This window comes from Neobacillus driksii, assembly GCF_013409995.1.
Lineage (GTDB): Bacteria > Bacillota > Bacilli > Bacillales > Cytobacillaceae > Neobacillus > Neobacillus driksii.
In genome coordinates, this window is record NZ_JACCBX010000011.1 from 16,249 (window position 1) to 37,786 (window position 21,538).

General features: G+C 38.0%; 23 protein-coding genes. 5 read left to right on the top strand and 18 right to left on the bottom strand.

Annotated elements, in window-relative coordinates; all coding sequences use genetic code 11:
- Nucleotides 1–27: 27 nt before the first annotated feature.
- The gene (locus F4694_RS22515) at nucleotides 28–735 is read right to left on the bottom strand and encodes a cytochrome c biogenesis CcdA family protein (RefSeq protein WP_179602098.1); all 708 of its coding nucleotides are present in this window, start codon (nucleotides 733–735) and stop codon (nucleotides 28–30) included.
- A 280-nt stretch (nucleotides 736–1,015) separates the two neighbouring features.
- On the opposite strand from F4694_RS22515, the gene F4694_RS22520 reads away from it, so the two are divergent.
- Nucleotides 1,016–1,198 (top strand): aspartyl-phosphate phosphatase Spo0E family protein, encoded by a 183-nt coding sequence (locus F4694_RS22520; RefSeq protein ID WP_179602100.1) that lies wholly within the window; start codon nucleotides 1,016–1,018, stop codon nucleotides 1,196–1,198.
- A 34-nt stretch (nucleotides 1,199–1,232) separates the two neighbouring features.
- On the opposite strand, the gene F4694_RS22525 is transcribed toward F4694_RS22520, so the two are convergent.
- The 9 genes from F4694_RS22525 to yneA form a co-directional block, all read right to left on the bottom strand.
- Nucleotides 1,233–3,041 carry an ABC transporter ATP-binding protein gene (locus tag F4694_RS22525; RefSeq protein ID WP_218895799.1) on the bottom strand — a complete coding sequence of 603 codons (1,809 nt, stop codon included), beginning with the start codon at nucleotides 3,039–3,041 and terminating at the stop codon, nucleotides 1,233–1,235.
- Entirely contained in the window at nucleotides 3,028–4,779 is a 1,752-nt protein-coding gene (locus F4694_RS22530; RefSeq protein ID WP_179602102.1) for an ABC transporter ATP-binding protein, read from the bottom strand. The genes F4694_RS22525 and F4694_RS22530 overlap by 14 nt, the downstream gene beginning before the upstream one ends.
- A gap of 165 nt (nucleotides 4,780–4,944) precedes the next feature.
- Nucleotides 4,945–5,415 (bottom strand): hypothetical protein, encoded by a 471-nt coding sequence (locus tag F4694_RS22535; RefSeq protein ID WP_179602104.1) that lies wholly within the window; start codon nucleotides 5,413–5,415, stop codon nucleotides 4,945–4,947.
- Between the two features lie 151 nt (nucleotides 5,416–5,566).
- Nucleotides 5,567–5,788: a YneF family protein gene (locus F4694_RS22540; RefSeq protein WP_179602106.1), complete on the bottom strand. Its 222-nt coding sequence runs from the start codon at nucleotides 5,786–5,788 to the stop codon at nucleotides 5,567–5,569.
- Between the two features lie 77 nt (nucleotides 5,789–5,865).
- The gene (gene sirA, locus F4694_RS22545) at nucleotides 5,866–6,306 is read right to left on the bottom strand and encodes a sporulation inhibitor of replication protein SirA (protein WP_179602108.1); all 441 of its coding nucleotides are present in this window, start codon (nucleotides 6,304–6,306) and stop codon (nucleotides 5,866–5,868) included.
- A gap of 234 nt (nucleotides 6,307–6,540) precedes the next feature.
- Nucleotides 6,541–8,547, bottom strand: a complete 2,007-nt coding sequence (gene tkt / locus F4694_RS22550) for a transketolase (RefSeq protein WP_179602109.1) — start codon at nucleotides 8,545–8,547, stop codon at nucleotides 6,541–6,543.
- Nucleotides 8,548–8,729: 182 nt separating this feature from the next.
- Nucleotides 8,730–8,960: a DUF896 domain-containing protein gene (locus F4694_RS22555; RefSeq protein WP_179602111.1), complete on the bottom strand. Its 231-nt coding sequence runs from the start codon at nucleotides 8,958–8,960 to the stop codon at nucleotides 8,730–8,732.
- Nucleotides 8,961–9,218: 258 nt separating this feature from the next.
- Nucleotides 9,219–9,875 (bottom strand): YneB family resolvase-like protein, encoded by a 657-nt coding sequence (locus F4694_RS22560; RefSeq protein WP_179602335.1) that lies wholly within the window; start codon nucleotides 9,873–9,875, stop codon nucleotides 9,219–9,221.
- Nucleotides 9,876–9,884: 9 nt separating this feature from the next.
- On the bottom strand, nucleotides 9,885–10,208 hold the full coding sequence (gene yneA, locus F4694_RS22565; protein WP_179602113.1) for a cell division suppressor protein YneA: 324 nt from the start codon (nucleotides 10,206–10,208) through the stop codon (nucleotides 9,885–9,887).
- Between the two features lie 158 nt (nucleotides 10,209–10,366).
- On the opposite strand from yneA, the gene lexA reads away from it, so the two are divergent.
- On the top strand, nucleotides 10,367–10,990 hold the full coding sequence (gene lexA, locus F4694_RS22570) for a transcriptional repressor LexA (protein ID WP_179602115.1): 624 nt from the start codon (nucleotides 10,367–10,369) through the stop codon (nucleotides 10,988–10,990).
- 160 nt (nucleotides 10,991–11,150) lie between these two features.
- On the top strand, nucleotides 11,151–11,441 hold the full coding sequence (locus F4694_RS22575; RefSeq protein WP_179602117.1) for a DUF4257 domain-containing protein: 291 nt from the start codon (nucleotides 11,151–11,153) through the stop codon (nucleotides 11,439–11,441).
- Between the two features lie 210 nt (nucleotides 11,442–11,651).
- Here the strand turns inward: F4694_RS22575 and glnA are convergent, their stop codons facing one another.
- The 4 genes from glnA to hflX all read right to left on the bottom strand — a co-directional run bounded on the left by glnA (nucleotide 11,652) and on the right by hflX (nucleotide 16,098).
- Nucleotides 11,652–12,986 carry a type I glutamate--ammonia ligase gene (glnA, locus tag F4694_RS22580; protein WP_179602119.1) on the bottom strand — a complete coding sequence of 445 codons (1,335 nt, stop codon included), beginning with the start codon at nucleotides 12,984–12,986 and terminating at the stop codon, nucleotides 11,652–11,654.
- A gap of 22 nt (nucleotides 12,987–13,008) precedes the next feature.
- Entirely contained in the window at nucleotides 13,009–13,410 is a 402-nt protein-coding gene (locus tag F4694_RS22585) for a MerR family transcriptional regulator (RefSeq protein WP_308806559.1), read from the bottom strand.
- Nucleotides 13,411–13,553: 143 nt separating this feature from the next.
- Complete coding sequence (locus F4694_RS22590) at nucleotides 13,554–14,825, bottom strand: methionine gamma-lyase family protein (RefSeq protein ID WP_179602121.1); 1,272 nt, start codon at nucleotides 14,823–14,825, stop codon at nucleotides 13,554–13,556.
- 4 nt (nucleotides 14,826–14,829) lie between these two features.
- Nucleotides 14,830–16,098: a GTPase HflX gene (hflX, locus tag F4694_RS22595; protein ID WP_179602123.1), complete on the bottom strand. Its 1,269-nt coding sequence runs from the start codon at nucleotides 16,096–16,098 to the stop codon at nucleotides 14,830–14,832.
- A gap of 183 nt (nucleotides 16,099–16,281) precedes the next feature.
- Between hflX and F4694_RS22600 the strand changes: the two genes are divergently transcribed.
- Complete coding sequence (locus F4694_RS22600; RefSeq protein ID WP_179602125.1) at nucleotides 16,282–16,887, top strand: trimeric intracellular cation channel family protein; 606 nt, start codon at nucleotides 16,282–16,284, stop codon at nucleotides 16,885–16,887.
- A gap of 36 nt (nucleotides 16,888–16,923) precedes the next feature.
- Here the strand turns inward: F4694_RS22600 and spoVK are convergent, their stop codons facing one another.
- The 3 genes from spoVK to miaA form a co-directional block, all read right to left on the bottom strand.
- Entirely contained in the window at nucleotides 16,924–17,874 is a 951-nt protein-coding gene (gene spoVK, locus F4694_RS22605) for a stage V sporulation protein K (protein WP_179602127.1), read from the bottom strand.
- A gap of 520 nt (nucleotides 17,875–18,394) precedes the next feature.
- A complete protein-coding gene (gene hfq / locus F4694_RS22610; RefSeq protein ID WP_034672853.1) occupies nucleotides 18,395–18,625 on the bottom strand; it encodes an RNA chaperone Hfq in 231 nt (76 codons plus the stop codon).
- Nucleotides 18,626–18,651: 26 nt separating this feature from the next.
- The gene (miaA, locus tag F4694_RS22615; protein ID WP_179602129.1) at nucleotides 18,652–19,608 is read right to left on the bottom strand and encodes a tRNA (adenosine(37)-N6)-dimethylallyltransferase MiaA; all 957 of its coding nucleotides are present in this window, start codon (nucleotides 19,606–19,608) and stop codon (nucleotides 18,652–18,654) included.
- Between the two features lie 316 nt (nucleotides 19,609–19,924).
- Between miaA and mreBH the strand changes: the two genes are divergently transcribed.
- Nucleotides 19,925–20,932, top strand: coding sequence for a rod-share determining protein MreBH (gene mreBH / locus F4694_RS22620; protein WP_179602131.1), 1,008 nt, complete (start codon nucleotides 19,925–19,927; stop codon nucleotides 20,930–20,932).
- A 135-nt stretch (nucleotides 20,933–21,067) separates the two neighbouring features.
- On the opposite strand, the gene F4694_RS22625 is transcribed toward mreBH, so the two are convergent.
- Nucleotides 21,068–21,484, bottom strand: coding sequence for a YsnF/AvaK domain-containing protein (locus F4694_RS22625; RefSeq protein ID WP_308806562.1), 417 nt, complete (start codon nucleotides 21,482–21,484; stop codon nucleotides 21,068–21,070).
- Nucleotides 21,485–21,538 lie beyond the last annotated feature (54 nt).

A 21,538-nucleotide genomic window follows, 5' to 3' on the forward strand; every position in this document is an offset into this window, starting at 1 on the left:
ATCATATTTTACTATATGATTTATGTTTTAGAAACCTGTAAAGCCACCAAACATCCCTGAAAAAATAATAATAATTTTTGTCATCCAGTCAAAGAAGAGCACAATCCCCATGACAATCATAATATAACCGCCGATTTTCACAATCTTACCGCTATTCTTACGAATCCACTTCATTCTGCCGACAAAGAAGGATAGAATTAAAAATGGAATAGCAAATCCGAGTGAGTACGCGACCATGTATAAAACACCAGAACCAGGATTTGAAGCCGCTAGCAGGATAACTGAAGTCAGAATCGGTCCAGTACAAGGAGTCCAGCCGGCAGCGAAAGCCATACCGATTAACACGGAACCAATAAATCCTGAAGGTCTGTTTTTAAATTCTAACCGTCGATCCTTCATTAAGAATTCTGGTTTAAAGATACCGACTATGATTAATCCAAATAGTACAATAAAGATACCGCCAAGCTGACGAATTAAATCCTTATATTCAAGGAAAAAGCGGCCAACAAAGGAAGTTCCAAATCCAATAGCGATGAAAATTGCCGAAAACCCAATAAGGAAAAAGATTGTATGTAGAAGACTCCGCTTTTGAAGCATCGCATTTTCAGTTTTTAACTCCCCTACAGACATTCCTGTGATATACGATAGAAATGCAGGGTATAGCGGTAAACAGCATGGTGAAATAAAACTCAAAAAACCTGCACCTAAGGCCAAAAATATATTTACGTCAGTCATATTAACACTCCCACTATAGTCGATACTCCTTCATTTTAACAAAACTTCTCCTTAAATGATAATGGTTAACATGAATATTTTGTGTCGCTGGCAATATATTAGAATCCCCTTCAAAAAGATGACAATAAATCTATTAAATACCTATATTAGTTGGATAATTTTTTACAAATATCTTTGTATTTATTCCCATCTTAGGTTATACTAGTAAAACATTGGTAGAGAATTCCCTGCCAATGTTTTGTTATCTATTATTGGAGTTTCTCCGGAAAGGACCACGGCTATGATTAAACAAGAACTTATTGAACTAATAGAAAATAAGCGTGCTGAATTAATACAAGTCGCGGTTACAAACGGCTTGACTTCCTCCATTGCTATTCGTTACAGCCAGGAATTAGACCACCTTTTAAATGAATATAATCGAAAATATATAAAGAAAACCCGCCGAGTGGCGAGTCTCTCATGAAAAATCCTGGCACATAGCCAGGATTTTTTCTCATTTAATGTATAACATCCTCTAAACGTTCGACAGCTCCATTTTGTAAGAGGAACATTTTATGGTATAGTCCGCCAAGCGCTAACAACTCTTGATGTGTTCCTCTTTCCACAATTTCTCCTTGGTGCAAGACGAGAATTAAGTTAGCGTCCTGAATCGTCGATAACCGGTGGGCAATGGCAATCGTCGTCCGCCCTTCCCTCATTTTTGCAAGAGCAGTTTGAATCGCTTCTTCTGTTTCAGTGTCAATATTAGCGGTTGCTTCGTCAAGGACAAGTATCTTTGGATTCGCCGCAATCGTCCTCGCAAAGGCAATTAATTGCCGTTGTCCACTCGATAAGGTAGATCCTCTTTCTACTACTTTATGATTATAGGTATCTTCCAGCTTTTCTATAAACGTATGTGCCTGAACAAATTTAGCCGCTTCCTCTACTTGCCGATCTGTTAAATGATGATTATGAAGCGTAATATTATCTCTGACGGTTCCGTAAAATAAAAATGGATCCTGGAGTACAAGCCCCATTTTATCTCGTAACTCTTCCTTAGAAAAATCTCGTATTGATTTACCATCAATTAAGATGTCACCATTCTCATATTCATAAAATCTCATTAATAGATTAATAATAGAACTTTTTCCACTTCCTGTATGCCCGACAAGTGCAACGGTTTCTCCTGGGTTAGCCGTAAAGGATATATTTTTCAACACATTACGCTGCCCATCGTAAGAAAAGGTTAAATTCTTAAATTCAATTCTTCCTTCTTCAATCGATAGAGCACTTTTTTCACTTTGTGCCGGTGCCAATTCCTGTTTATCTAAGATTCTAAAAACACGTGCCCCAGCCACAATCGCTTGCTGATACAACGATAATCTCATCATCATGTTATTGACTGGTTCAAAGAAACGCTCAAGGTAATTGACAAACGCGTATAGCACGCCGATTTCGACTGGACTTTCTAATGACGTGATACCAAAATAATTTAAGACAATGATGAGTCCTAAAATAAAAATTAAATCGACTGCCGGTCGCAGCAATAATCCGTCAATTTTAATATTTTTCATACCCGAGTTATAGTGCTTTTCGTTGATGTCTTCGAACTCTTTACGAAGTCTTTTTTCCTGACGGAATACCTGAATTATACTCATTCCCTGCAAGGATTCACTTAGCTTCGCATTTAATTGGCTGAGTCTCTCACGCATATCTAAATAAAAACGGGAACTAAATTTACGGTATAAACTCATGACCAGTAGAATTAATGGTATAAAAATCAGACAGAACAGCGCCAATTTCACATCCAAAATAAACATGGTAATGAAAATCCCCGTCAATAAAAATCCGCTTTGGATAAAGGTTGAAAGTACGGTAACAAACATATCTTTAATCGCTTCGGTATCGTTCGTTATCCTAGAAACGATACTTCCTGCCGGTGTTTGGTCAAAATATTTTAGTCCAAGTGACTGTACTTTTGAAAAAATATCAACCCGCAGCTGTTGAATAATCTTTAATGCAATCTCCTGAAACTTCACTAATTGAAAAAATAACAGGACTGATTTTACAATTTGAATTCCAAGATAGCTTACCCCAAGAATCAACAAAGGCTGAAAAATTAAATTTCCTGGTGTTAAGTAATCATCAATAAAGATCTTTACCAGAATCGGAGAGGCTAACTCTCCTAATGTCGTTAACACGAGAAGACTGAATGCTAGAATTAATTCCTTCTTATGTGGTTTCGTATAGGATAGTAAGCGATATAAAACACGTTTTTGTTCTTGTTCAGTCAGCTGTGCTGTTTCATCTATTTTAATGTCCTCCATGCTCTACCAACTCCTCTAGCTGCTGACGTAAATACATTTCCTTATACCAGCCACCGCTTGCCATAAGCTCTTCATGCGTTCCTCTTTCAATGACTTTCCCATTATCTAGAACGATGATCAGATTAGCGTGTTGGATGGCACTTAAACGATGGGAAGTAATGATCGTTGTTTTTCCCTCACGATTTTTCCTTAGTGCGGAAAGAATCGCCTCTTCCGTTTTTGCATCGACCGCTGATAGTGAATCATCCAGCACTAATACTTCTGGGTTCATTAGCAGTGCACGTGCGATCGAGATTCTTTGTTTTTGACCGCCTGATAGTGAAACTCCCCTTTCCCCCACAACAGTTTGATAGCCTTCCGTAAATTGAAGAATATCATCATGAATATTGGCCAGCTTTGCAGCGCTGAATATTTCTTCTTTTGGAACACGAGGGTTCGTAAAAGCAATATTCTCAGCTACACTTGCAGAGAATAAAAAATGGTCCTGAGGAACATAACCAATCGCTTCACGCAGTTTTTCCAGCTTATATTCTTGAAGGGTATGACCTCCGAAGATAATTTCCCCTTCATAGTCTTCAAATTCACGAATGACAAGCTTTAACAAAGTGGTTTTACCCGCACCTGTTTTTCCGACAATCCCGAGTGTTTCTCCTCGATTAAGAGTAAAGGATATATTCTTCAACATTGGTTCCTTTTCACCAGGGAAGGTGAACTTCTCAATGTTATATTGAATACCGCCGCTAGGCACTACCTCTAAAGCGTCTTTTTTATCTGTAATGTCGGATTTTTCACGAAGCAATGCGGCTACACGATCATAAGAAGCACGACCGCGTTCAACGATGTTAAACAACCAGCCGAATGCAAGCATCGGCCAGATTAATAGTCCTAAATAGGTCGTAAAGGCTATTAACTCACCAATGGATAATTCTCCTGCCAACACATATTTAGAACCAAAGGTAATCGCTAAGAAAAACGATATCCCCACAATGATGGAAATCGTAGGATCATATAGAGAATCTATTTTTGCGACTACGATGTTTTTTTGCACTACGTCTTCTGACTGCTTTCGGAAATCCTCAATATCTGCTTTTTCCTGGCCAAATGTTTTAATAACCTTAATCCCTGAGATACTTTCCTGCGTTTTATCATTTAAGTCAGAGAAGGCTTCTTGTGCCTTGTGAAAAGTGCGGTGTAGCATAGTGCCAAACCAACTTGTAAGCACTGCCATAAATGGCATCGGGATTAGACAAATCAACGTTAATTTCCAGCTAATCGTAAATGCCATGGCCAGGATAACAAATCCACCTGTTGATAGAGAATCCACTAACGTTAGAACTCCCGCACCGGCAGTTTGTTGAATAGCCTGTAAGTCGTTCGTCGCATGTGCCATTAAATCGCCAATCCTTCGTTTCTGATAAAACGATGGTGACATACTGGTGAAGTGCTGATATAAACGATTTCGTAACTGTTTACTCAATTTAACCGCTGAACCAAAAATCATGATTCTCCAAAAATACCTTAGGACATACATCCCCAATCCTGCAGCTACTAATATGAGCATCCACTCAAGAAGCAGGCCTTTGGTCAACGTACCATCATTAATATGGTCTGCAATTATACCTATAACCTTTGGCGGCACGAGTTGAAGAAGCGCGACAAACAGTAAAATAAATGTTCCTGATATATATGCTTTTTTCTCTTGCTTAAAAAACCAGCCTAGATCTAAAAATACTCTCATAATTGTCCCCCGAAAAATAATTGACCTTATCCTTTTATTATTTTAAAAAATCATTTCACCCCACCCGAAGCTATATTTTATCAAATATTAGTAAAATAATAAAGATTTAGACACTTATTTCCATGTATGAAAAAAGCACCCATTTTAATGAGTGCTTGTCCATGATTATTTTGTTAATTGTTTATCCGCTTCTGCTACTTTCTCTTCTGCAGATGTTTTTAATCCTTCGACTTCAGCTTTGATTTCATCAGGTACAAACTTCACTCTGTTTATATAATTAACAATTACCTGATAATCTGTTTTCATTGCAGTCAAATCCGCTGGATCATACGTTTTTGTTTGATTTTCATTATTCTTAATAAATGCTGATGCAATGTAATAGAAGTCCTTCTGTGATTCAGTCTTTAAAGAAACTGTCTGTTTGACTACTTCTTCATAGTTTTTTTCTACTATCAATTTGCTGAACTGCTCATCTTCAGCTGTTAACTCTCTTTTATTTGTCTTTTCTTCTTTAGCGGCATTTGTTCCCTCTTCAGTTTTCTTTTCTTGTGGAGTAGCGGTCTCTTCCTTTTCTTGCGTTCCGCACGCTGTTAACGCTAGAAGTAAAATCAAAATAAGTGATAAAACTTTATTCATATAAATGCTCCTTTATCTATGTAGTTGTTCTTAGCGTAACTATTATGTACCTATTTATCCCACATTTCAATATATTTTTTTAAAATAATAATATTCTAAATAAAAGAAAAAAACCATTTTATCTATTGATAAAATGGTTTGGTTTCGTGTATTATTTTCCTTGCTGTTTATTCATAGCAGACATCATTTGGTTAATCTTCTTCTGAGAAGGCTTCATACCCATTTGCATCATCATCATTTTTAGCATTTGCTCATTAATTGGCGGATTTTTCTTTAAATAGTCCATCATATATTTACGAGCAATGAAAAATCCTAGAGCTACACCAGCTACTAAGGCTAGAATAACAACTAGAATCCATAGACCTGTACCCATTAAACTTCCTCCTTCATGTTGTCTACCATACAGTGTACTAAATAAAACGGGAATATACAATATTCTCTTTCAAAAGATTAAACATATTTTCTCTCTTTAATAGGCCTTAACCATCCAAATCTTTGATGATCCAGGTCTAATGCCATAAAGGAAGATTCACATTTTCTCAGCACTTCAAAGAATATGGTCTCTGCTTCATAGCTTCCTGTAGCCTCAATCGTGATTAAATCCTGGTACACCCTTAATTTCGCTGCACTTAGTTTTCCACTTAATTCAATTGAGTATGTACCATGTTCAGCACGAAACCCTTTCTTTTTTCCAAGTTGTTTCTGAATTAAATTGTGGATTTTCAAAACTTCTATCGATTTTGTTATATACGTTATTTGTTTATTGGTTATAAACTTCAGTTCACCTTCTGCTTTGTGATGTTCCTGAAAAAGCTGATAAAACATACGCTCTCTTCCGAAGTAATGGGCGGCAAATTCATCTTCTATTAAATAAAGCTGATAATGTCTCACCACGATCTCTCCTTCGTTGATAACCTTTCTATCAATTATAAATAAGCGCTGTCAAAACATTTGTCTTTTACCGGCAAAAAATATCACTATTATTGTCGAATGCATAAGTTTCTTCCAAATAATATTATATCCTGCTAATAATTTGAATTTCACGCAGAAATCCAAAGTTCAAAATCTATTCCTAAACCAAAAAAAGAGAACAGCTAATAGCCGTTCCCTTTAGATCTAATCATTTTATTTTTGCAGAAGTGCTTTCACGCGTGCAACTACGTTACTTACGCTAAAACCGTATTCTTCCATAATTTTTTCTCCTGGTGCGGAAGCCCCGAATGTATCGATTGCTAGAACGTCACCTTCATCACCTGTGTATTTGTGCCAGCCGAATGATGAACCAACCTCAATTCCAAGACGCTTCTTCACGTTTTTAGGAAGAACTGAGTTTTTATATTCTTGTGATTGCTGTTCAAAGCGATCCCATGATGGCATGCTTACAACAGATACATGAATTCCTTCACCAGCTAAAGCTGCTTGTGCTTCAACTGCTAAACTTACTTCAGAACCAGTTGCTAGTAGTAATGCGTCTGGCGTCTCTCTTTCAGAAGGAGAAACAACATAAGCACCTTTAGATACGCCTTCGTAAGCGTTTTGATCTGTTCCTTTAAGAGTTGGCAGATCTTGACGTGTTAATACTAAAGCAGTAGGTTTGTTTGTAGATTCAACTGCTAGCTTCCATGCTGCTGCTGTCTCGTTACCATCTGCTGGACGGATAATAGAAAGACCCGGCATTGCGCGTAGTGCTGCAAGTTGTTCAACAGGCTCATGTGTAGGTCCATCTTCACCAACAGCAATACTATCATGAGTGAATACATACGTTACTGGTAAGCCCATTATCGCAGCCAAACGGATTGCTGGACGCAGGTAATCAGAGAATACAAAGAATGTTCCTCCAAAAATTTTCACTCCGCCATGTAAAGCGATACCGTTCATTGCTGCACCCATTGCAAATTCACGAACACCAAACCAGATATTTCTGCCTTCGTAGTTGCCTGGTGCAAAATCTCCTGTACCTTTGATCATCGTTTTATTAGAACCAGCAAGGTCAGCAGATCCGCCGATAAAGATTGGTAAGTTTTTCGCGATACCGTTTAGAGCTTCACCAGATGATGCACGGCTAGCTAGAGCTTTACCTTCTGAGTAAACTGGAATATCTTTATCCCAGCCTTCAGGTAATTCGTTTTTCAATACTGTTTCTAATTGATTGGCTAGTTCAGGATATTCCTTTTTGTATTGTGCAAAAAGGTCATTCCATTCTTTTTCTTTCTTAGTACCGTTTTCAACGATAAGGTTTTTGAAGTTATCATATACTTCCTGCGGAACATGGAAATCTTCCTCAAAAGTCCATTTATAAGCTTCTTTTGTAAGCTTTAATTCGTTTGCTCCAAGCGGAGATCCATGGACACCAGAAGTTCCTGCGCGGTTTGGTGATCCGTATCCGATTACCGTTCTAACTTCAATCATTGTAGGACGGTCAAGGTCGTTTCGAGCTTCTTCAAGCGCTTTAGCGATTTCTTCTAGATTATTTCCATCTTCTACTCGAAGATATTGCCAGCCATATGATAAGAAACGTTCTTTTACACTTTCTGAGAACGACTTATTCAAATCGCCATCAAGTGAGATATCGTTTGAATCGTATAAAACTACCAAACGGCCTAATTTTAAGTGTCCCGCTAGTGACGCAGCTTCAGCAGATACACCTTCCATTAAATCTCCATCACCACAAATACTATATGTATAATGGTTCACAATTTCATAATTGTCTTTATTGTAGACACTAGCTGTATGGCGCTCTGCCATTGCCATACCAACAGCCATCGCGATACCTTGTCCAAGTGGACCAGTAGTTGCTTCTACTCCTTCAGTATGACGGTACTCTGGATGTCCAGGAGTTTTACTTCCCCACTGACGGAATTGCTTTAAGTCATCCATTGATAGATTATAACCAGATAAATGAAGCATGCTGTACAATAAAGCAGATCCATGTCCTGCTGATAATACAAAACGATCACGGTTAAACCACTCTGGGTTTTTTGGGTTGTGGTTCATGAAACGAGTCCATAAAGTGTAGGTCATTGGTGCAGCACCCATCGGCATACCAGGATGGCCTGAATTTGCCTTTTCAATCATATCGATTGAAAGCGTACGAATAGAGGTTACGGATAAAGCATCAATTGTATCAAACATTATTTACATCACTCCTGTTTTCTCTAGGATAAAAAAATAATAACAACTTTAATATTATAGCTCTAATCACATTAATTCAACAATTAATTTGACTACTAAACAAATTATTTCACTTCATTATATTTTGACACAGGTTGTTGTGCAATATGTAAAAAAGGAAAACTAAAAGTTTTCCTTATGGATTAATGAAGATTATACTTTTTTCTTTGTTTTATTTTTTCTGGCGTTACATCATTTCCATCAGGATCAATGATTTTTGTATTTGTTAATGTATCCAGCATAGAACTGCGGAAAGTGGTCAAATACTCGCTTCTTAATTTTGTTTGTTCCTTCGCTTCTGCTTCTGTTAATCCCGTTGATTTAGCTTTTCTCGCAAGTTCATTAATTCTTGCCATTTTTTCTTTTGAGAGCATTTTGGACCCTCCTTTCAAATACTTAGGCTGCGGTAAACAAGGCCGTTGATTTCCGCTCCAGGCACTTCGCTTTCCGCAGGCGTTGCGGTGAGCCTCCTCGTCGCTTGCGCCTGTCGGGTCTCACCTGCTCCGTACTCCTGCAGGAGTCTTCGTGCCTTCCGCTCCAATCAACTGGGTTCTAATCACCAATTAGCACACCACAGCTGCACTTAAAGACTGATTTTACTAAAAAATAGACCATCTGACAAGGCAAATGGTCTACTCTTCTTCTGGTTCAATAGATTCTTGAAATTCCTGATAGCGTCTGTGGACGGTTGCTTTCGAAATATTATATCCAAATCCTCTTAAAGTAGCAGCAATTTCTGAAAAGGTTAATTTATTTTGTCTAAGTCTCACTATTTCTTCTACTGGTACTTCTATTTTCTCCCGCCCCGAACTGGATTCGAGATTTTTTAGATTTTTCTCAGGCTTATATCCGTGAGCTACGGCTCGTTTCATTCCACGTTTGATTTTTATATTATGTAATTTACGCTGATATTCTTCGACCATACCAACGATTTTCAATACCATTGAATCACTTTCAGATAATTGCAGTTCGCCATTGTGAGAAATGCTATAAAGCTTCACATCTTCTTTTAATATACAATGCAGAAGCGCGATCTTTGCATTTCCTCTTCCGAGTCTTGTTTCATCTTGTATTAACACAGCTTGTATATCTTTATCTTTCAATAAATCTAACAACTCCAGAATCCCGTCTCTTTCCAGTTCATAACCACTTGCCTGTTCCCTAATAATGGAAACCACATGAAAATCATATTGATTAGCAAGCTGTGTAAGTTCTTCCTCCTGACGCTTTAACGAAGTTTCCTGGGCTTCTTTGTTTGTACTTACCCGGCAATAAATGATTGCATTCACCATTTTTCTTTACTCCTCAACGGCGCTTGCATACTCAGTTAAAGACCCCACTTCATAGTTTATAGGAATAATGATTTCTTCCCCAGGATAAATTCGATCTCCATCAATTTCATTATGCTTCTGAACCCAGCTAACAAATTCATCATTAGAATATGAATGCTGATTTGAATATTGGTTAGAGATTTCCCAAAGTGAATCCCCTTCCGAAACTGTAATCGTTAAAAACTTTTCTTCAACATCTGCATTAAAACGTAATGATAAAATAAAAGCTACTGCGCAACTCAAGATAATTAATAAAATTGCATAAGAGTATCTGTCCCAAATTTTTTTCATACTAAGACCCCTATTCAGAATGTATGTTCGTTTTTATATTTTTTATTATAATCCGAACATTTGTTTGTTGTCAATAATAATTCGAACTTATGTTTGTATAAAATATACGAACATGCTATAATAAAGGTAAATATTACATAGGGCGAGGTGTATCTATAATGACAAAAATATCTAAGCGCCAGCAGGATATCCTTGAATTTATTAAAGGGGAAGTAAAGAAAAAGGGGTATCCGCCATCCGTTCGGGAAATTGGTGAAGCTGTAGGACTTGCATCAAGTTCTACCGTTCATGGTCATTTAGCACGATTGGAAAGCAAAGGACTCATTAGACGAGATCCTACTAAACCGAGAGCGATTGAAATACTAGAAGTGGATGAAACCGTTAATATCCCAAGAAACAATGTTGTCAATGTACCGATTGTGGGTAAAGTAACTGCCGGTCTTCCTATTACCGCCATCGAAAACGTTGAAGAGTTTTTTCCACTCCCCGAGAGTCTAGCACCTGCAGACGAGCAAGTATTTATGCTAGAAATCATGGGTGAGAGTATGATAGAAGCAGGTATTCTCGATGGAGATTACGTAATCGTTAGACAGCAGCCAACTGCAAACAACGGAGATATTGTCGTTGCGATGACAGAGGAAGATGAAGCGACCTGTAAAAGATTTTTTAAAGAAAAAGATTACATTCGCCTGCAGCCTGAAAACTCAACCATGGATCCTATTATCTTAAGAAACGTTTCTATCCTTGGAAAAGTTATTGGGGTTTATCGACATATACATTAGACCAAAAGAGCAGATTTAGTAGATCTGCTCTTTTTTATCTTAAGATTATACGAAAATGTGTATATTTACTCATTCTAACTAGTTTCCACTATTTGTATAATAGTATTACACCATGATTTAACCTTAGGTCAAAAAACCAGGCTTAAGGAGAGTGGAATAAGTGTTAAATGACATTATTTTCTCGATGGTTATTGGTGGGGTAGTTGGTATTGTAGGGCACGTTAGAAAGCACGGAAAGATTATTATGCCCCGGAAAACAAAAAGGTTTATCTATTTAGGTTTTTTAGAAGAAATGCTTTTTGGTGCTGTAGCAGCTCTCCTCTTCCTGATTTACACCGCTCCAAATTCAATGGTAGAAACCATTTTTTTATCGGCCCTTGCCGGGATTAGTGGTGATATCATGCTTACTAGATTTAAGGCACTTAATGAAAATAAAGAAAAAGAATCCTGAACGCAAATAACCCAGTATGGACCATATCCATACTGGGTCTTTCAATTTTGCAGCAAACTTCTCTTTTTTAATTATCCCTTTTTCTTTCTAAACCCCGAGTACGGTCATCATGAAACGTACCCTAACTACTCTTGAGATAATAAGGCACCACATCCTATTAAAAAGAAAATAACCCAGTAAAGACTTCAGTCAATACTGGGTTACTTAATTTTAGTACATGCTCATATATTGTTCGCGTTCCCAAGGGTGAACGACGGTACGGAACATATCCCATTCGATTTCTTTTGCTTCGATAAAGTGTTCGAAGATATGCTCTCCTAAACCAGCTACGATTACTTCATCAGACTTTAATTGATCTAATGCTTGAGCTAGAGTTGCTGGAAGATCGATGATTCCTTCTTCGATTCTTTCTTCTTTGCTCATAACGTAAATGTTACGGTCAACTGGAGCTGGAGGAGTTAATTTGTTCTTGATTCCATCTAAACCAGCTTTTAATAGAACAGCCATCGCTAGGTATGGGTTTGCAGCTGGGTCAACGCTTCTTACTTCTACACGAGTACTTAAGCCGCGAGAAGCTGGAATACGAATTAATGGTGAACGGTTTCTAGCAGACCAAGCAACATAGCAAGGTGCTTCGTAACCTGGTACTAGACGCTTATAAGAGTTTACAGTTGGGTTTGTTACCGCTGTAAAGCTTGGTGCGTGCTTTAAGATACCAGCGATGAATTGACGAGCAGTATCACTCATTTCTAAATCACCAGTTGGCTCGTAGAATGAATTGACACCATCTTTAAATAATGAAAGATTCATGTGCATTCCGGAACCGTTCACTCCGTATAAAGGTTTTGGCATGAACGTTGCATGTAAACCGTGTTTACGAGCAATTGTTTTTACTACTAATTTAAATGTTTGGATTTGGTCACAAGCAGTCAACGCATCCGCATATTTAAAGTCGATTTCATGTTGTCCTGGTGCTACTTCGTGGTGAGAAGCTTCAATTTCAAAGCCCATTTCTTCTAGTTCTAGTACGATATCACGACGGCAGTTTTCTCCTAAATCTGTTGGTGCGAAATCGAAGTAGCCTCCTTGGTCGTTCAATTCTAGTGTTGGCTCACCTTTTTCGTCTAATTTAAATAAGAAGAATTCTGGTTCAGGTCCTAAGTTAAAGTTAGTGAAACCTAACTCTTCCATTTCCTTTAATACTCTTCTTAAGTTGTTACGAGGATCTCCATCAAATGGGTTTCCTTCTGCAGTATAGATATCACAGATTAATCGAGCTACTTTTCCTTTTTCAGCTGTCCATGGGAACACTACCCATGTATTTAAATCTGGATAAAGATACATATCAGATTCTTCGATTCGTACGAAACCTTCGATAGAAGAACCGTCAAACATCATTTTATTATCAAGAGCTTTTTCTAATTGACTTACAGGAATCTCAACGTTTTTAATCGTTCCTAGAATGTCAGTAAATTGTAAACGAATAAATTTAACATTTTCCTCTGCTGCCAACCGCTTAATATCTTCTCTAGTAAACTTTGCCATCTTTATTACCTCCAAAATTTAATTAATGGAAAAATCGTGACATATCCCCTTGCCTTAAAGACGAACGATTAAATCTTCCAGCTTGCTGTAATTCTTGACGTAGTAGGTTTCTTAACTGATCGTCGGTTAATTCCTGTTTGGCTTTTTCAGCCTGCTGCTGAATAACATTTGCCTGTTGCTCTTTGACCAATAACAGCTGTTTGATCCCAGCCATATTAATTCCTTGATCAATGAGATCCTTAATTTCTAATAGTCTATCAATATCAACTAAACTAAAGAGTCTTCTATTCCCATCTGTTCTAGCTGGAGAAATCAATTCGTGCTCTTCATAGTAACGGATTTGCCTAGCTGTTAATTCTGTTAGCTGCATAACCGTTCCAATTGGGAATAGTGGCATTGAGCGGCGTATTTCTTTTCCACTCACGTAAATTTCTCCTCTCCTTATGCTGATTTATAATGCTATTATATTTCGTGTTAGAAAAGATGTCAATCATGTGTTAGATTTTCTAACATGGTTTTTCATAAAATACAAAGGACAACTTCTTTCGTTATCCTTTGTATTTCTTCTTAGTTTAATTCAATCAGATTTTTTTCAATTAGCGAATCAACAGCAATACAAACAGCCATTTTAACATGAGAATAAGTTAAGCCACCTTGAACATAGGCCACATATGGCGGTCTGATTGGTCCATCGGCAGTTAATTCAATACTCGCCCCTTGAATAAACGTTCCAGCTGCCATAATCACATCATCCTCGTAACCCGGCATATATGCGGGGTAAGCCGTAACATGAGAATTGATTGGGGAAGCAAATTGTATCGCCTGGCAGAAGGCAATCATTTTCTCTTTATCATCAAATTGGACTGATTGAATTAAATCCGTTCGATTGGCGTCCCATTTAGGTGATGAATTCATACCTAATTTCTCTAATAGTGCTGCTGTAAATACAGCTCCTTTTAATGCTTGGCCGACTACATGCGGTGCTAAAAAGAAACCTTGATACATTTCTTGCAGGCTATAGAGCGAAGCTCCAGCTTCAGCACCGATACCAGGAGAAGTCATTCGATACGAACAGGCTTCAACATATTGTTTTTTGCCGACAATGTAACCGCCTGTTTTGGCAATTCCTCCACCCGGATTTTTAATCAGTGACCCCGCCATTAAATCAGCGCCAACATGACAGGGCTCTAGTTCTTCAACGAATTCTCCATAACAATTATCTACAAAAACAACTACATCTTTTTTAATTTCTTTTACAAACGAAATCATTTCTTTGATTTCGTCGACTGTAAAAGATGGGCGCGTTGCATATCCCTTTGAACGTTGAATTCCAATCATTTTCGTATTACCTTTGATTTTTGTTGCAACCAAATCCCAGTCGATGGTTCCCTCTTCTGTTAGGGAAACACTATCATAAGAAATCCCAAACTCCTTTAAGGAACCGACACCATTTCCTCGAATCCCGACAATTTCTTCAAGGGTATCGTACGGTTTACCGGTAATATAAAGAAGTTCATCTCCAGGACGCAAGATCCCAAATAGTGAAATTGAAATGGCATGCGTTCCTGAGATAATCTGCGGACGCACAAGACCCGCCTCAGCACCAAATACATCTGCATAAATGAGTTCCAATGTATCTCTTCCGATATCATCATAACCGTACCCTGTAGAAGGGATAAAATGAGAATCACTTACTCTGTGCTTTTGGTAACTCTTCAAGACTCGAAATTGGTTCGATTCAATTCTTTCGTCGATTGCTTTATGTACGGAAGCAATTTGTTGTTCTACACTACTTACGATTTTTTGAAGCTTTTCCCCATTGTTTAACTGTTGAAACATGCTGTTACTCCATTCTACTTTTATATTTCTCTAATTGACCGGAAATTTGATGATCTGGGAGTGCAAATCCTCGGCATTGATAAAGCTCTTTTTCTTCATCAAAGACAAGCTCTCTTACAATCGTCTCATTCTTTAATTGCGCCAGCAGTTTCCCTTCGTTTGAAGGTATGCTGACTTGATATTGATCCATCATTTCAATAATGACTTTTTCAATTTTTCTTTTCAGTTCATTTCTGTCCTCTTTATCATAGGCGCTAATGAAAATTAGAGGTGTATTAGTTGTTGGTACAAAGTCTGGATGTTTAATATCCCTTTTATTATAGACAGTAATTTGTGGAATGTCTTTCACTTCTAAGTCTGCAAGCAGCTTATTGACTGTTTTTTCATGCTGGAAATAATCCGCATTGGACATATCGACAACATGCAAAAGAAGGTCCGCTTCCTTCACTTCTTCTAACGTCGAACGAAAAGCAGCAATCAGCGCTGTGGGTAGGTCTTGAATAAAACCAACGGTATCAGTAATTAAGGTCTGATATCCACTTGGTAAAACCAGCTTCCGTGTCATTGGATCCAAGGTCGCAAATAATTGATTTTCTTCATAGGAATCGGCTTCAGAAAGTCTGTTAAAAAGTGTAGACTTGCCTGCATTCGTATAGCCGACAATTGCGATTTGGAACGTTTTGTTTTTCTTTCTTCTTTCGCGGTAACGATCCCGGTGCTGAACAATAACGGAGAGCTGACTCTTAATATCATCAATTCTTCTGCGAATATGACGGCGGTCTGATTCTAGCTTTGTTTCCCCTGGTCCTCTTGTTCCAATACCAGCACCTAGTCTAGATAATGCTGTCCCCTGCCCAGCAAGACGCGGCAATAGATATTGAAGCTGCGCCAACTCCACCTGCAGCTTACCTTCTTTTGAGCGTGCTCTTTGTGCAAATATATCTAATATGAGCTGAGTCCGGTCAATAATTCGGGCATTTAATTCAGAAGCAAGATTTCGCTTTTGACTTGGTGATAATTCATCATTAAAAATGACCAAGTCAGCCTCCACTTCATCGACAAGCGCTTTTAGTTCTTCTACCTTCCCTTTACCTATATATAAAGCAGGGTGAATACGCTCTCGTTTTTGAGTAACAGTCATCAGAACTTCGCCTTTAGCGGTTTCCGTTAAGGAAGCAAGCTCCTCCATGGAATACTCGAAACGACTATCGTCCAAGCTTTGCGTTTGGCAGCCAACTAAGATTGCTTTTTCCAAGCTACCTTCTTGTTCCATACCAACACCTCATTTTCGTAATTTTCTTTTCCTATCATACCAAAATTAAGGGCAATCCCCTAATTTCCCAGCGAATTTTTTAATAATTTATGTTGATTATTTTTACCTTCGTGGTAAAATCATATTGTTTATTGAAAATTTCAAAGAATATAAGAATTATACATCGAGGGGAAACAGAACAAAATGACATGGGATGTGTTAAGTATCATTGGAACCATTGCTTTTGCTGTAAGTGGAGCAATTATAGCGATGGAAGAAGAGTATGATATTTTAGGGGTATATATTTTAGGAATTGTGACTGCTTTCGGTGGCGGAGCCATTCGAAATCTATTAATTGGTGTCCCCGTTTCTGCATTATGGGAACAAGGGTTATTTTTTCAAATTGCTTTATTATCGATTACGGCTGTATTTCTGTTTCCAAATAATCTTTTGCGTCATTGGCAAAAATGGGGTAACTTTTTCGATGCCATTGGATTATCAGCTTTCGCCATTCAAGGTGCTATATACGCCGCCAATATGGATCATCCGATAAGTGCGGTTATCGTTGCCGCAGTCTTAACTGGAATTGGCGGAGGGATTATTCGCGACTTACTTGCTGGAAGGAAGCCAATTGTATTAAGAGCGGAAATATATGCAGTATGGGCAATTCTTGCAGGTCTCATTATAGGACTAAAAATCGCCTCAAGTCCATGGGAGTTATATACCTTATTTGTATTAATAACAGCTCTACGGGTCCTTTCCTATACATTTGATTGGAAACTGCCATCTAAAAGACTTGGTGCACATTAAAAAATCGACGGACCGTTTCCGCCGATTTTTTTGTGCCTATGAATCTTCCTCAAAGATTAAATCATTACTTCTAAGTGTCATCAATTCATGCTTATCAAAGCTGTTTTGCAGTAAAAGCCGCATTGCTTGAGCGCGAATGGACTTTTCAATAATGTTTCGAACATAACGTCCGTTTGAAAAACTATTTGGACTGAGTACCGCCTTGACCCAAATTAAATGGTCTTTTAGCTTCTTTTCCGCCTCATGACTTAACGAATATTCTCGCTCATCGAGCATGCGGCTGGCAATTTCCATCAATTGCTCAATTGTGTAATTCGGAAAGTCAATGACCAGCGGGAAACGGGAATGGAGCCCAGGGTTTAGTGTTAAGAAATAATCCATCTCCCTAGAATATCCAGCTAAAATAAGAATAAATTCGTGCTGTTTATCTTCCATGTGCTTCACAAGTGTATCAATGGCCTCTTTACCGAAATCCTTCTCTCCGCCGCGCCCTAATGAATAGGCCTCATCAATGAACAGGATTCCGCCCTGCGCTTTTTTTACTAAATCTCTTGTTTTCTGTGCGGTATGTCCAATATATTCCCCCACGAGATCGGCACGTTCCGCCTCAATTAAATGCCCTTTAGACAGAACATTCATTTTTAAAAAGAGCTTGCCAATTAACCGTGCAACTGTTGTTTTGCCTGTTCCTGGATTTCCTTTAAACATCATATGAAGAGCCTGTTTTCTAGCCTTCAGTCCCAATTCTTCTCGTTTCTTATTTACAAAAATCCAGGCGTAAATTTCTTTTATCATTCGTTTCATTTCTTCCATACCCACTAATGCCCCGAGCTCTTCTTCAATTTCCTTTAATGCCGAGTGCTCCGGGGGAATAACCTTTGGAACAACTTGAGGAACAGGCAGCTCTTTCGTCAGGGACTTCCTCTTTTGCGAGTTAAGGGATACTGTTATTTGTCCGTTGCTTTTCATGCGAATCGGTTGATCCAAAGCCTTCACCTCTCATTCTGCAAACAGTATACGTTAGGCAGCTTTTATCGTTTACTTGAAAAAATATATGCTCATTTTGACAAATAACGAGAGGAAATTGCTAATAAAGTTCACTCTAATGTTTCTATGTGCTTCCCAAGCAATACTCCTTCATTTATGTGTATTCATCTTATTCACAATTCATTATTAAAAATAAGGCTCTCTTATTATTTATTGTTGATTTTCGTGGAGGGTTGAGAATTCATAGGCGGAGAATTTCCGGCTATTGTATTTTGAGGAACCTTAAGAAGCAGATATAAGCGGAGATATTCCGGATAACAGCTTTAAATAAGACAAAATCCAAGGATTTGGATACAATAAGCGGAAAAACTCCGCTTATATTTAAGGAAATATGGGTATTTCCCCATTTAAACGGAAATTCTCCGCTTATTATCCAGCACATAAAAATCAACATTCAGTTTTAACACAGTCAAAATAAAAAAAGCCCATGGATTCATGGACTCGGGATCATAAATAAAGATTATTGTGCATCCAGGTCAAGCTGAACATTTCTTTGCGGCGCAAAGGTTGAAATGGCATGCTTGTAAACCAGTTGCTGCTTTCCTTCCGATTCAAAAAGAACAGTAAAATTATCAAAGCCTTTAATTTGGCCTCGTAATTGGAATCCGTTTAATAAGAATACCGTTACGTGGGTATTATCCTTACGGCACTGGTTTAAAAATTGGTCCTGAATGTTAATGGTGGTTTTCATTTGTATATCCTCCTCTTTTATCTCTACTAATATGTATTCGATTTTACTTGTAGCTTTCCTTCAACGTATTGTGAAATTTCGGTTATTTTTTTTGACAAATTTGAGACATCTGTCATGTCGAACCATTGTACTTCCATTTTGTTCCGAAACCAGGTTAGCTGTCTTTTTGCATATCGTCTAGAATTTTGTTTTAGATTTTCAACGGCAAGATCTAGACCAACCTTCCCATCCAAATAATCATAAATTTCCTTATAACCAATAGCCTGAATGGATTGACAATCTCTAAGTCCCTGCCTGTGTAACCTGCTGACTTCATCAAGCAGACCTTCCGAAATCATCATGTCTACACGCATATTAATCCGTTCATATAGCTTATCCCGCTCCATCGTTAAACCGATCAGTGCAGTTTCATAAAGAAGGTCAGGCTGCTGATTATTTTGATAGTCACTCATAATCTTACCAGTACAATGAAAAATTTCAAGTGCCCTTATCACCCTTCTAACATTATTCGGGTGAATTTGGCTCGCACTCTCAGGATCTACCTTCGTTAACTCCTGATGAAGAGCTTCATTGCCAATTTCCTTCGCCCTCTCTTCAAGCTGTAAACGAAATTCTTCATCCGCTGGGGCCTCAGAAAACTGATAATCATATATGACCGCTTGAATGTAAAGACCTGTCCCGCCAACGATGATAGGAAGCTTACCTTTTGAGGTGATGTCTGATATTTTCGCCCGTACAAGCTGCTGGAATTCCGCAACCGAAAAACTCTCATCCGGCTCTTTAATATCAATCAAATGGTGAGCTATTCCTTCCATTTCCTCATGTTTTATTTTTGCAGTCCCAATATCCATACCACGATAAATCTGCATGGAATCGCCGCTGATAATTTCGCCATTATACCGTTTAGCCAGCTCAATGCTTAATTTTGTTTTTCCAACTGCCGTTGGACCAATAATGACTAATAATTTCTGTTTTGAATCCAAAATTTTCACACTGCCCTTTTCATAATTTCCATGATGTCACACACACATACTAACACAAACTTCAAAAGCAGTTGAACATCAAATAAGTATAATCAAAAATAATCCTTTCTATGCATGTTTTTTATAAAGGATTTTATTATTCCATTTTCGTCTCAATAAATATATTTCCTTTACATCTTTACATTCCTATAACGATTCATTTACAAACAGCGTTTTACCCCCAAGTTCATGGTAGGCTTAATCGTAGCATATTGTGTAGAAAAATGACTGGTCAAAACGGCTGGTTGTCGAAAAATAGGAAATTAGGTGAAATGAAATGTTATCAAACTTTGAAATTGGAATTGATTTAGGAACTGCTAATATATTGGTTTATAGTAAAAATAAAGGAATCGCTGTAAATGAACCTTCGGTCGTTGCGATTGATACAGAAACGAAAAAGGTTGTTGCTTTTGGTACAGAAGCAAAAGAAATGATTGGAAAAACACCAGAGAAAATTATTGCCATCCGCCCATTAAAAGAAGGCGTCATTGCCGATTATGACCTTACCACAGAGCTTCTGAAGCATATCATGCGCAAAGCTTCCAAATCAGTCGGCTTTGCCGTTCGTAAGCCAAATGTTGTGATTTGTACACCTTCTGGTTCAACAAGTGTTGAAAGACGAGCGATTCATGACGCAGTGAGAAATGCCGGCGCAAAAAAAATTCAGTTGATTGAAGAACCAGTAGCGGCTGCTATTGGTGCCGGAATGCCTGTGGATGAGCCGGTAGCCAATGTGGTTGTAGATATTGGCGGGGGTAATACAGAGGTAGCGATCATATCATTCGGCGGTGTGGTCTCCTGCCATTCTATTAAAATTGGCGGAGACCGTCTTGATGAAGAAATCATTCAACATGTCCGAAAAGAATATAACGTGTTGATTGGTGAGCGTACAGCAGAGAATGTCAAAATGGAAATCGGCTATGCATTGGTTGATCACGAAGAGCTTTCTATGGAAGTACGTGGTCGTGACCTTGTAACAGGTTTGCCAAAAACCGTGACACTATCATCATATGAAATCAGAGATGCTTTAAAAGAATCATTGTCTCATATATTAGAAGCGATTCGTGCAACACTCGAGGACTGCCCTGCCGAACTAAGCGGAGACATTGTGGACCGCGGTGTGATCCTAACGGGTGGCTGTGCCTTAATGAAGGGAATGGAAGAATGGCTAAGCAAGGAAATAGTAGTGCCTGTACAATTAGCAGAAAATCCTCTTGAATCCGTCGCAATCGGAACCGGACAAGCCCTTAAATACATGCATAAGATTCCAGCTTTAGTGAAGTAAGAAATAACTAGCAATTACAAGGTAACGAGTTACTATGTATAAATAAACTGGCTCAGTTCACTTCAGAGCCAGTTTTTTAATTAACTTATTAAATGATTTTTTTGTTTTAATATATCTAAAAAATCTTCAGGTATATTATAATAATTGGTTATTAACTGTTAACTTTACATCACCTATCGTTTCGATATGAACTTTTTCTTCCTTGAGAGTTTCAATAATCTGTTTTATTTCTTCATATTGGTTCTTATATATTTCTACATCCTCAAGGAGAGTTGGATGTAGAGTAACCTCAATACGATCTTCTCTTAAAGGAATACGAATCGTTTCAATATTTTTATCCGTTTCTCCCTCTGAATTTAATATTTTTTTCTCAATAATTAACTCCTCACGGCGAACGGGTACCAAAATTTGCTTCTCTTCAGTATAACTTTTCTTATACACGGTAACGTTAGCTGTCTCTATCCACTTTTTACTTACCTGCAACTCTTCTTTATGTAAATTAAGTGATACTTTATCATAGTGGTCATTTGCTGTTTTTGGCTGCTCAGACACTTTAATCCTCCTCCAAGGAAAAGAGTGAAAACACCTTTTCATTATGGAGAATGA

What these genes read in the sequence shown, in the direction of transcription:
- F4694_RS22515 (WP_179602098.1), bottom strand. Translation starts at nt 735, where the DNA reads ATGACTGACGTAAATATATTTTTGGCCTTAGGTGCAGGTTTTTTGAGT.
- F4694_RS22520 (WP_179602100.1), top strand. Translation starts at nt 1,016, where the DNA reads ATGATTAAACAAGAACTTATTGAACTAATAGAAAATAAGCGTGCTGAA.
- F4694_RS22525 (WP_218895799.1), bottom strand. Translation starts at nt 3,041, where the DNA reads ATGGAGGACATTAAAATAGATGAAACAGCACAGCTGACTGAACAAGAA.
- F4694_RS22530 (WP_179602102.1), bottom strand. Translation starts at nt 4,779, where the DNA reads ATGAGAGTATTTTTAGATCTAGGCTGGTTTTTTAAGCAAGAGAAAAAA.
- F4694_RS22535 (WP_179602104.1), bottom strand. Translation starts at nt 5,415, where the DNA reads ATGAATAAAGTTTTATCACTTATTTTGATTTTACTTCTAGCGTTAACA.
- F4694_RS22540 (WP_179602106.1), bottom strand. Translation starts at nt 5,788, where the DNA reads ATGGGTACAGGTCTATGGATTCTAGTTGTTATTCTAGCCTTAGTAGCT.
- tkt (WP_179602109.1), bottom strand. Translation starts at nt 8,547, where the DNA reads ATGTTTGATACAATTGATGCTTTATCCGTAACCTCTATTCGTACGCTT.
- F4694_RS22555 (WP_179602111.1), bottom strand. Translation starts at nt 8,960, where the DNA reads ATGCTCTCAAAAGAAAAAATGGCAAGAATTAATGAACTTGCGAGAAAA.
- yneA (WP_179602113.1), bottom strand. Translation starts at nt 10,208, where the DNA reads ATGAAAAAAATTTGGGACAGATACTCTTATGCAATTTTATTAATTATC.
- lexA (WP_179602115.1), top strand. Translation starts at nt 10,367, where the DNA reads ATGACAAAAATATCTAAGCGCCAGCAGGATATCCTTGAATTTATTAAA.
- glnA (WP_179602119.1), bottom strand. Translation starts at nt 12,986, where the DNA reads ATGGCAAAGTTTACTAGAGAAGATATTAAGCGGTTGGCAGCAGAGGAA.
- F4694_RS22590 (WP_179602121.1), bottom strand. Translation starts at nt 14,825, where the DNA reads ATGTTTCAACAGTTAAACAATGGGGAAAAGCTTCAAAAAATCGTAAGT.
- hflX (WP_179602123.1), bottom strand. Translation starts at nt 16,098, where the DNA reads ATGGAACAAGAAGGTAGCTTGGAAAAAGCAATCTTAGTTGGCTGCCAA.
- F4694_RS22600 (WP_179602125.1), top strand. Translation starts at nt 16,282, where the DNA reads ATGACATGGGATGTGTTAAGTATCATTGGAACCATTGCTTTTGCTGTA.
- hfq (WP_034672853.1), bottom strand. Translation starts at nt 18,625, where the DNA reads ATGAAAACCACCATTAACATTCAGGACCAATTTTTAAACCAGTGCCGT.
- mreBH (WP_179602131.1), top strand. Translation starts at nt 19,925, where the DNA reads ATGTTATCAAACTTTGAAATTGGAATTGATTTAGGAACTGCTAATATA.